Origin of the sequence: Streptomyces sp. NPDC001027, from assembly GCF_040299045.1 — a bacterium.
Classification (GTDB): Bacteria; Actinomycetota; Actinomycetes; order Streptomycetales; family Streptomycetaceae; genus Streptomyces.
Genome location: NZ_JBEPBI010000271.1, coordinates 1 through 9,920, shown reverse-complemented (window position 1 = coordinate 9,920; position 9,920 = coordinate 1). Strand labels below are relative to the sequence as shown.

Genomic DNA, 9,920 nt, shown 5'->3' with positions numbered 1-9,920 from the left:
CCGAACTCTTGTCCTCCCCGCCGACGCGGGGGTGTTCCGGAGCGGCACCAGTCGCCGCTGTCGATGGACGGGTCCTCCCCGCCGACGCGGGGGTGTTCCGGCGATGCACGCCACCCGCAGGCCCGAACTCTTGTCCTCCCCGCCGACGCGGGGGTGTTCCGCCCGAGCTGGTCTCGCAGGACGTCACGGTGCCGTCCTCCCCGCCGACGCGGGGGTGTTCCGTCGGCGGCCTGGCCGGTGCCGTCGCTGCGCTGGTCCTCCCCGCCGACGCGGGGGTGTTCCGCTCAACGGGCCGACGGTCGCCCTATCCCGTGCGTCCTCCCCGCCGACGCGGGGGTGTTCCGTACCCCTCCTCGCGCGCCTGTTTCTTCAGCTCGGTCCTCCCCGCCGACGCGGGGGTGTTCCGCCATGGCGGGCGGCCAGGCGCTTGAGGGATGCGTCCTCCCCGCCGACGCGGGGGTGTTCCGATGATGAATCCGTTCTGGGCCGCGTCGAACTGGTCCTCCCCGCCGACGCGGGGGTGTTCCGATCACTCCAGCTTGGACGGGTGCACCGCCACCGTCCTCCCCGCCGACGCGGGGGTGTTCCGTCGTGCGGCAAGGCACACGCTTGGTGTGCCGAGTCCTCCCCGCCGACGCGGGGGTGCTCCGTCTCTACCGGTCGGTAGGTGCCACTTTCTTTGGTCCTCCCCGCCGACGCGGGGGTGTTCCGCCGGATGCTCCGTTGAGGAGGACGCGCATCAGGTCCTCCCCGCCGACGCGGGGGTGTTCCGTAGTCGCGGAGCGTTTCGTAGGGGACGAGGTCGTCCTCCCCGCCGACGCGGGGGTGTTCCGCTTCTCGCGACTTCTCGACACTTCCCGTTGACGTCCTCCCCGCCGACGCGGGGGTGTTCCGCTGGTGGGGCAGTCGTGCCCCAAGCTGAAGCGGTCCTCCCCGCCGACGCGGGGGTGTTCCGCGCAGGGGGGCCCGCTCAACCTGCGGCAGATCGTCCTCCCCGCCGACGCGGGGGTGTTCCGTTCCCGGGACTGGTGAGCATGGGAGGCGGGGCGTCCTCCCCTCCGACGCGGGGGTGTTCCGGCCGGCAGCGGAGCACGACCCCTCACCCCGGAGTCCTCCCCGCCGACGCGGGGGTGTTCCGCACTCATCGACACCGGAGCCGCCGACGACGTCGTCCTCCCCGCCGACGCGGGGGTGTTCCGCTGACCGGGCTGCTCTCCCGGCCGCTCCCGCCGTCCTCCCCGCCGACGCGGGGGTGTTCCGTCGAGTGCAACTGGATTGACGTTATAGCCACAGTCCTCCCCGCCGACGCGGGGGTGTTCCGCCACGACGAGGCCAGCTCGTCCAATCTCTCCAGTCCTCCCCGCCGACGCGGGGGTGTTCCCGGTGTGGGTCGACGGCGGTTACCACCAGCACCTGTCCTCCCCGCCGACGCGGGGGTGTTCCGGTGCTCCAGCCCCTGCCGAACTGGCGTTACAAGTCCTCCCCGCCGACGCGGGGGTGTTCCGCTCACCGTCCACGCCTCCCCGGACGGGGCTTCGTCCTCCCCGCCGACGCGGGGGTGTTCCGGCCAGCCCACCCCCGCCGCGCAGCCGTACCCCGTCCTCCCCGCCGACGCGGGGGTGTTCCGGCGCTGGACGCCCTGAGGGGGTGGTAGGCATGGTCCTCCCTGCCGACGCGGGGGTGTTCCGCCCGTGTTCGTGACGGAGATCGCCCGGCTTCCGTCCTCCCCGCCGACGCGGGGGTGTTCCGAAGTCCTTCACGTCATCCCAGTCGAGCCCGGCGTCCTCCCCGCCGACGCGGGGGTGTCCCGGCGGCCCGCAATCCGCGCCTGTCCTGCCTCATGTCCTCCCCGCCGACGCGGGGGTGTTCCGGCGAGGACTTCGTCGAGCTTGCGTTCGATGCGGTCCTCCCCGCCGACGTGGGGGTGTTCCGAAGGCTGAGGAATCCGCCATGGGCAAGAACGCGTCCTCCCCCCGACGCGGGGGTGTTCCGTCGTCGGGGACCTCGACCGGCTTGACGGCCCAGTCCTCCCCGCCGACGCGGGGGTGTTCCGCCCTCGCGCACGTCCTCGCCGTGTGGGCTGGCGTCCTCCCCGCCGACGCGGGGGTGTTCCGTTGTGCCGCGTCAGGCTGCCGCCGAGCGGACCGTCCTCCCCGTCGACGCTGGGGTGTTCCGTCGTAGTCCACGACGTTCCCCGGCGTCGCCACGTCCTCCCCGCCGACGCGGGTGTGTTCTGTCGGCGAGGAAGACGTGGGGCTCGGCGATCCGATCCTCCCCGCCGACACGGGGTAGTCCGGACGCCCGGATCTTCGGGCTGCTCGAGGCCCGGTCCTCCCCGCCGACGGGGGGTGTTCCGCCGAAGCCGACTTCGACCTTGTGGTAACGGACCAGCCGTCCTCCCACGCCAGGGGTGTCAGGGCGCGAGAGCAGAGTCCAACGCCGCCTGTTCTCAGCCCGGTTCAGCGCCCTCGGCGAGGACGACGCTGCCCGGGTAGTTCTTGGCTACGCTCTTCGCCGCCTCCGGGTTGTGGGTCTGGAAGGCGACCTTGCCCTTCCCGCCGTTGAGAACGACGCGGTGCAGGACGCGGGCCGGCTTACCGGATGCGGGAGCGGAGGGGGGCCGGATCCTCGGCTTGTTGCAGCCGCAGCCCATCACCTACCGCCCTTGGGGACCTCGCGAACCTCGCGGCCTGCACCGCGCGCGGCCATGGCGTCGGCGGTCGTCTTATACGGGGTGGGCCCGAACACCCGCTTCCCAGCAGCGTCGACGACCTCGTACTGCGTCTTGTTCTTCTGGCAGGCGCACGGCATGGTCAGTTCCCTTCCGGCTGCTGGGCAGCGCTTGCGGCAAGCTCGGCGCGGACGGGCGCGAGCCGGGCGGTGAGTTCGGCGAGCTCAGCGCGCGCGGCAGCGGCGCGGGCTTCCTCGCGGGCCTTGAGGGCGTCGGCGAACTGGTCGAGGAACGCGGGCTCCAGGAGCGCGGCGGTCACCTCGGCGCTGTGCGCGGCCGGGGCGCCGTCGCTCGAGGCCGTGTGTTCGGGTTCCGGTTCGACGACCGGGGGCGTGCTGGACTCGGCGGACAATACGGCGGCGGTGAGCGCCATGTTCGCCCGGTCGACGACGGCGGCCGCGGTGAGCGGCGACGAGTGCCCGGGCACGGGCACCGACAGCACGGCCTTGAGCTGCCAGCGGCCGTCCGTGCCCTGCGTCATGTGGTACGAGGGCTGGCAGGCGGCAAACACGGTGCGGTCCCACGGGGACAGCCATGGGGCTGCGGCGCCGGAGAACCACAGGCCGCCCTCGTTCACGCCGACGGTGACGACGGCTGCGACGGTGCGGGAGTCGTCGAACTGGCAGACCGCGCTCTCGCATTCGTAGCCGTCGCGGTGGTGGCCGACGTTCATCGTCATCGCGCCGGCGCGGACGTCCGTCCCGTCGTCGAGGCGGAATCGGGCCCTCAGGAAGTGGGACAGGTCCAGGCCCCGGGCGGCGAGCTTCTCGATGGTGACCTTCCGGCCGTGCACGGCGTGCGGTACGCCGGCCTGCGCCACCCAGCCGTAGGCGCGGCCGTCGATGATGTGGACGCCGCCGCTGCCCGGCGGCAGCTCCTCCGGGGTGGGTTCCCGGAACCAGGCTGCGGGCATCGGCTTCTCGTCCTGCATTGCATGCCAGGCGGAGGCGACGATTTCCGCGCCGCGATCGTCGTACAGGGCGTCGAGGGCTGCGGCGGCCGTCGCCTCATCTCCCCAGGGCGGGGTGAGCGCCGGGTCGTCGAACGCTTTCTCGAGCTTCCCGTACAGCGTGTCGACGTGGGCGCGTATCTCGGTGCGGTCGTCGTCGGGCAGGTCGACGCCGCCCATAGACCCTTCGAGGACGGCGGCAACCGAGGTGACGCCGCCTGCGACGATCTCCAGGCGCTGCGCGTCGCCGTCGCCGAACACGTCGGCGAAGGGCAGCTTGTACGCGCCGGCCGTCGCCGGGTCCTTGTCTGGGTCGCGCCACAGGTACGCCTGGGCGAGCTGGTCGGGGTCGACGTCGCCCTCGTCGTCGGTGGCCCAGGCGAGAACCCGCGTGGCGGCTTTGCTGGCGTCCCAGGGGGCGTCGCGGTCGTCGTGGACGGGCAGGTCGAGGTCGCCGCACGCCGCCGCGCTGATGTGCCCTTCCGGGATCGTCGACGCCCCCACGTACAGGCCCCGGGCGATCCGTACGACGGTGCCGGCTTCCATGGCGCGCGACAGGTGGGAGTGGACCGTCTCCAGGCTCATGCTCAGCTTGCTGGACAGGTGGCGGGGCCCGACGGGAGTCGGGGAGCTCCGCACGTAGGTGACGAGCCGCTCATGCCCGCCGCCGGACGAGGCGACGATCGGCGCCGACGCGGTCTGCTCGTCGAGCGGGTCGAGGACGATGCGGGCCTTGTTGTAGGCGGGCATCGACACGAGGGTCGCGCCGCGCAGCCGGGCCCGCGTGATCCGGACGAGGTAGTCGCCGGACTTCTCCTCATGGAAGACGACGCCCTCCGGGTTGTCGGAGTCGCCGGCCGCCGCGGTGATGTGCTCGCCGAAGACCCGGCGAGCAGTCCCGGCGGTGATGGTGCCGCCGGGGCTGGTGAACAGCATCACCGAGCGGGCGCTGTGGGCCATCTCAGCGCCGGACGCAGTCCACTCGGCGCTGCTGCGGCCGGTGATCATCCACGCCCCGTCTGCGAGGCGCATGACGCTCGCCGAAGCGAACGACGCCGCGAGGGTGAACGACGATCCGGCTTCCTCGTCTTCGGCGCTGGTGGTGGTGTCGACGAGCTGCAAGTCGACGTCGTCGAGGTCGACGGACACCCCGAGCGGCGCTTCCTGGTCGAGGAGCATCGCGGCGTCGAATCCGGCGGGCTGCGTCAGGTACAGCACGCCGGTGCCGGTGATGCGGTTGCCTTCCCTGCCGAGGGTCTGGATCGCGCCGGCGAGTTCGGCGCCCTCGTGGCCTTGCCCCATGGCTTCCGCGTACTGGAGCGGCCACGGGCCCGCGGCGTCCCAGAACAGGGCGCTGGGGGCGAACACGCGGCCGTCGCCGGTCTGCTCGTTCTCGAAGGCGAGCGCGGCGCCGTCGGGCGTCGACCAGGAGCGGACGGGCGGCGGCGGGGGTTCGGGTTCCGTGTGCGCGGGTGTCGCCATGGGGGGTTCCTCCTCTGCGGGGCCGAGCGGAATGTCGTAGTGGTCGCCGGCGAACGCGACCCGGATCCGGTCGAAGACGATCGGACCAAGCCGTTCGCACATCTGATCGAACGGCCATGTGTCAGCCCCGTACGTGCCGGTGACGTGCGCTACCCACGGCGTGTGCTGGGTGGGGGTGTCGGGCCGGTCGTGGGTGTCTTCCAGCGACCAGGAGGCCAGGCCGCGTGCGTCGAGGAGGCTGGTGCCGTCGTGGTCGCGGTCGTCGCCGACAGCCCACACCCAGGCCGGGTTGTCGGAGTCGGGGTTCCAGTGGTTCACGCCGAACGCGCGGGCGACGACCGGGCCGGGGAGGTCGGCGGCGCGGGCGCGGACGACTTTGACGAGTTCGTTGCGCTGGTCGTCGGTCCACTGGGCGGCGTCGTCGCCGAGGAACCACAGAGTGCAGTGGAGTTCGCCGGTGTCTTCCCCATCCTCAAGGGCGAGGAACTGGGCGTCTTCTTCGCGCGGCAGGAGCGCGATCATGCCGCCCATGAGGTGACTCCCATCAGCTGCGGCCATCTTTTCCTTCGATCCGAAGACTTCAGGGCGCTGCCCTTCTTTCGATCCGTAGGCGGCGGTGCGCTGCTCTGGCGCCAATCGCAGGACGCACCGGCAGTTGACGGTGAGGGCTGCGGGGGCGGTCGGGTCGCCGGGGTAGGCCATGGCCACGCCGGCGACGGTGAAGGCTTCGTCGAGGAGGCGGAGTTGCCCGTCTGCGTCGTCGTGGGCGTCGCGGACCTTCGTGTCGCGGCGGGTCTGCCACTGCTTCACGAGGGGCCGTCCCTCCCCGCGCAGGTCTTCTGCGGCGGCGAGGGTGGCGGCGTTCCACGCCCGGGTGGACTCGGTGCGCGCGATGCGCTCCTCCCGGGTCTCGCCCAGCTCGACACCGTCACGGGAGAACAGACTGCGCAGCCGGGCCCGTAGCGCGGCGACGTCCTCGCCGGCGTCGAGGCCTGCGGCGAGCTCGGTGACGGCGGCCTCGGTGAGCCGGTCCCCGACAGCCCGCAGCAGGTGCTCTGTGTCGGTGACGTACGAGCCGAGGGAGGCGGGCATGTCGTCGCCGCGATCGTGGCGGCCGGGCAGGTCGTCCCAGCCAGCGGGGAGTTCCGTGCCGACGTCGCTCGCCGCCTGCTGGCCGGCCGTCTCGGCGACACCGAGGAGGCGCCGCACCAGGCGCGGTACGCGCTGCGTCCACATGCGGCCGATCTGGGCGAGGGAGAAGCGGGCGGCGACGATCTGTGTCGCGTCGGCGAGTTCGGCCGCTATCTCCTTGGCGACGTCGTCCAGGACGGCGCGCACCTCGTCGGCGATGGCCTGTTCTGCCGCGGTGAGCGCATCGATCGGGTCAGCCACGGTTCACCTCCGGGTCGTCGGGGTCGTCGCAGATCTCGCAGACGGCGACGGTGCTGATGAACGTCACGCCGGTCGGGAAGAGGGCGTACACGTCGACGGCGAGGGCGCTGTTCGCCTTGCAGTCGGGGCACCATGTCGGCCGGGGCAGGCTGGTGGCGACGGTGACGGTGAGGCGCGCTTCCCGGCTGTTCATGCGGCCTCGGCGAGGCACGGGGCGCGCAGTACGCGGGCTGTGTCCTCGTACGTGTGCGGGTGCCGTGCGGCGAACAGGGCCCGCGCATAGTCGTCCAGGACGTCGGTCAGGCATCCCGGGTTGAGGCTGTAGCGGCGGGCGATCTCGGGGACTCGGGCCCACGCCCCGTCGAGGAGGTGCCAGGCGTCGATCATGTCGGGCTCTACCGGGAACACGGTGTGCAGCTCGGCGGGGACGATCTCGCGGGCGCGGGCGCGTTCGGATCGAGGGCAGGCCGGCTTGTTCCTCAGGCGTTCGCCGGCGGCCTGGAGCGCGGCCCAGATCAGTCCGTCGACGGCGGCCAGGACGCGTTCCGGGTGGGCGGCGGTCGCGGCCAGGGTGTCCGGGATGCTCGTCGTCTCTCCTACGGGCAGGGTCGTCACGTTGCTCGGCGTCTCCTCGTCGGCGTTGCCCTCGGTGTCCTGGGTGGTGGTCTTGCGCGCTGCGACGTCGGCCGCTGTGGGGGCGTCGGCTTCGTCGAAGCCGGTCTCGCGGCGGGCGGCGGCGGCGGAGATCAGGCCAGCCTGGAACGCCTCCAGGGCGGTCTGGGCGCGGTTGGCCTGGATGCGGAGCTGGCTGGTGTCGTACCAGACGAGCCACTCCTCGGCGTCCTCCACGCCCTGGTCCTCGAGGAGGGGGCGCAGCCACTGCGTGGTGAGGGCGTAGGCGACGAGAGCGAGGCGCGGCTCAACACCCAGGCGGACAGCCTCGGCGGAGATCGCCCACGCCGACCAGTGGTTCGCGTCGGACAGCCCCAGCAAGATTTCGGCGGGGACCTCCAGGCCGTTCGCGAAGCGGCGGATCGCCTCTTCGCGGAGTTTCAGGGCGAGCTCGTCGAAGTTCGACTCGAACGACATCCACTTGATGTCGCTGATCACCTCGGACGGCACTTCGAGGATGATCGGCACGGTCGCCGCCGCCGAGTCGGGTTCACGGATCGCGGTCGACGCGACCTCGAGGAACACCTCCAGCAGGTCGTCCTCGGCGTCGCCGGCCGTTCCCGGGGAGGTGGGGAACCTGGTGCCCTTGGGGACGAGGAGGACGCCACGGCCGGTGATGCGGGACCGGGCGATCGCCGCGACGGCCGCGTTCAGCAGCTGGAGTTCTTCCAGGAGGACGAGGCTGGAGCGGACGGGGCTGTCGGCCTCAATATGCCGGTCCGGGGACGGCTTCCACACCCGTATGGCGATGGGGGCGGTCGGGTCGGGTTCGGCGTCCGGGTCGTACGGCGGGACTGGCACGTCCTCGCCGTCGATCTCGACGGTGAGCTTGCCGCCGCCCTGCTGCTTCACCTCACGCGTCGACAGGACCCGCCAGTCGTAGCCGTCGATCGTGCCGGTCTTGTCGACGCGGGGCCGGACCACGACCCAGCCTTCCCCGGCGACGACGAGGTGCGGGCCGAAGTCGCCGAGGAGGTTCGACTGCCCGTCAGGGCCGCCCGCGATCTCCCGGACGATCTCGGCTGCCGGATGCCCGGCGGGGGCGCGTTCGATCGTGCCGTCTTCGGCGCGGCGCCCCGCGAACAGGCTGGCCCCGCCCATGGCGTTGCCGACCCACGTGCCGGCGAACCGCACCTCGGGGACTTCCTTGAAGAACCGCCACGCCTCTTGCTGCCACGAGTTGTCGGTGCGGGACGCTCGGCTCTTCGTCGTCTTGACGCTGTAGCGGGAGGCTGCCGCGGTGAGCTGTCGGGGCACGGGTCAGCCGCCGAACGTGTCGTCGCGGCGGTTGAGGAGGGCTTGCACGCCGGCCACCGCGAACCATTCGATGCCGTGGACGAGCCAGGGGGCGTCATCCCAGCTGCCGGTGGCGAGGAGGTACGCGAGGAGCGTCATGCCGGACAGCCACCAGCCGAGGCAGTACACGCAGCTGATCAGCTGGACGAGGAAGCCGCGCGTATTGGAGTCGACGTTGCCCGCGTACCAGGCGTTGAGGCGGTCCCGGGCCGGGTCCAGGATCGAGTCATGGACGCCGAGCTGGGTCGCGCGGTATGCGGCGAAGCCGAGTAGCGCGAGCACGGGCAGAGAGATCACGGGCCGCCTCCTGTGAAGATCCCCAGGTCAGATCGACGGCAAGGATACTGCGCGCCACTGCGTGCGTAGTGCGCGACTGCTACGGTCGCCGGTCGTGGGCGGCGGCTATGTCGATGCAGCGTCCGGTCGGCGCGGGAGTACGCGCCCCGCAGCCACCGCCCCTCCTCGGGCACTCGCGCGCGGCGAGGTCAAGAACATCTGCGACATGTAACAGGCGGAGAACTTTGAGAGCTTCACGTTGAACGTGGCCGACCTCGGCAAGATCTACATGCTCGTCCACGAGTCCAGGCACAACATGCTCACTGCGCACAGCGCTTTGTCCGAGCAGGCGAAGCGCGTCTCCCACGACGTCTACGCAGTGGCCCTGTATCCGCAAGAGGACTTCACCGGCGGGGTGTGATCTGCGGAAACCCACAACTCCGTCATCCGCTCCTTCGCCGACATCACCCGCCGAAACCTGCGCCCGGGCGGGTCAGCCAAGGCATGGCCACGGACCCGAAAAGTGCAGGTCGTAACGGGGGCTGGTCGACGCCGGCGGGCGGAGCTGCGGCGTATCGCGGGCACCGCCCGGCAGTCGACGGAAACGGACGGGACGACCGTCCTTGGGTGGCGTTATACCCAGCTCAGAGCGTTTTCCCAGCACGTTTCCCACGACGGGTGCAGCGCGGAGATCACCCGTCGCCCTGTCACGCCGGGCGTGGACGCCCCATTGTCAGAGCGACAGGGCACACTGATCCCTGGTGCCTTTCGGTGCCGTCGCCAACACGGCGGCGGCCCCCTGCTCGCAACAGGAGGCCACCGATTCGACAGCAGCAAACGCCGACCTGAAGGAGGCAGCGATTCCTACCAAGGACGAGCCTACGGGCTCCCACCGACAGAGCAACCCTGACCAGCACCTGGAGGGTCCCCCGCTCGGCGAGGGACCGCAGGCGAAGCGGCTGAGCCCCGCCCGGATGCGGGCGCGCCGGCTGCTGGACACCGCGAGTGACGAGCTCGTGCGTGTGGCCGTGAAGGCGATCGTGACCTTCACGCTCGGATGTCTCTACTACTGGCTCCAGAGCCGGTGAAGTGGGGCCGCCCGGGAGCAGAGTGCTCCCGGGC

General features: G+C 71.6%; 8 protein-coding genes and 1 CRISPR repeat array. Of the genes, 2 read left to right on the top strand and 6 right to left on the bottom strand.

The genetic code is table 11. From position 1 onward, the window contains the following. Window positions 1-10: 10 nt before the first annotated feature. A CRISPR array of direct repeats spans window positions 11-1,932; the repeat unit is 29 nt; unit sequence GTCCTCCCCGCCGACGCGGGGGTGTTCCG. Between the two features lie 517 nt (window positions 1,933-2,449). The 6 genes from ABT300_RS37475 to ABT300_RS37450 are packed head-to-tail and all read right to left on the bottom strand — an operon-like array spanning window position 2,450 to window position 8,819. Next, a complete protein-coding gene (locus ABT300_RS37475; protein ID WP_351685768.1) occupies window positions 2,450-2,656 on the bottom strand; it encodes a hypothetical protein in 207 nt (68 codons plus the stop codon). After that, window positions 2,653-2,811, bottom strand: coding sequence for a hypothetical protein (locus ABT300_RS37470; protein WP_351685766.1), 159 nt, complete (start codon window positions 2,809-2,811; stop codon window positions 2,653-2,655). The genes ABT300_RS37475 and ABT300_RS37470 overlap by 4 nt, the downstream gene beginning before the upstream one ends. A gap of 2 nt (window positions 2,812-2,813) precedes the next feature. Next, window positions 2,814-6,554 (bottom strand): phage minor head protein, encoded by a 3,741-nt coding sequence (locus ABT300_RS37465; RefSeq protein ID WP_351685764.1) that lies wholly within the window; start codon window positions 6,552-6,554, stop codon window positions 2,814-2,816. Next, window positions 6,547-6,747, bottom strand: a complete 201-nt coding sequence (locus tag ABT300_RS37460; RefSeq protein WP_351685762.1) for a hypothetical protein — start codon at window positions 6,745-6,747, stop codon at window positions 6,547-6,549. The genes ABT300_RS37465 and ABT300_RS37460 overlap by 8 nt, the downstream gene beginning before the upstream one ends. Beyond that, window positions 6,744-8,483, bottom strand: coding sequence for a hypothetical protein (locus ABT300_RS37455; RefSeq protein WP_351685760.1), 1,740 nt, complete (start codon window positions 8,481-8,483; stop codon window positions 6,744-6,746). Before ABT300_RS37455 ends, ABT300_RS37460 begins: the two co-directional genes overlap by 4 nt. Before the next feature lie 3 nt (window positions 8,484-8,486). Beyond that, a complete protein-coding gene (locus ABT300_RS37450) occupies window positions 8,487-8,819 on the bottom strand; it encodes a DUF1360 domain-containing protein (protein WP_351685758.1) in 333 nt (110 codons plus the stop codon). Window positions 8,820-9,057: 238 nt separating this feature from the next. On the opposite strand from ABT300_RS37450, the gene ABT300_RS37445 reads away from it, so the two are divergent. Both ABT300_RS37445 and ABT300_RS37440 read left to right on the top strand, forming a co-directional pair. Beyond that, entirely contained in the window at window positions 9,058-9,219 is a 162-nt protein-coding gene (locus tag ABT300_RS37445; RefSeq protein ID WP_351685756.1) for a hypothetical protein, read from the top strand. Window positions 9,220-9,559: 340 nt separating this feature from the next. Next, on the top strand, window positions 9,560-9,886 hold the full coding sequence (locus ABT300_RS37440) for a hypothetical protein (protein WP_351685754.1): 327 nt from the start codon (window positions 9,560-9,562) through the stop codon (window positions 9,884-9,886). Window positions 9,887-9,920 lie beyond the last annotated feature (34 nt).

Excerpts from the sequence above, each read along its gene's own strand:
- ABT300_RS37470 (WP_351685766.1), bottom strand. The coding sequence starts at position 2,811 with ATGCCGTGCGCCTGCCAGAAGAACAAGACGCAGTACGAGGTCGTCGAC.
- ABT300_RS37460 (WP_351685762.1), bottom strand. The coding sequence starts at position 6,747 with ATGAACAGCCGGGAAGCGCGCCTCACCGTCACCGTCGCCACCAGCCTG.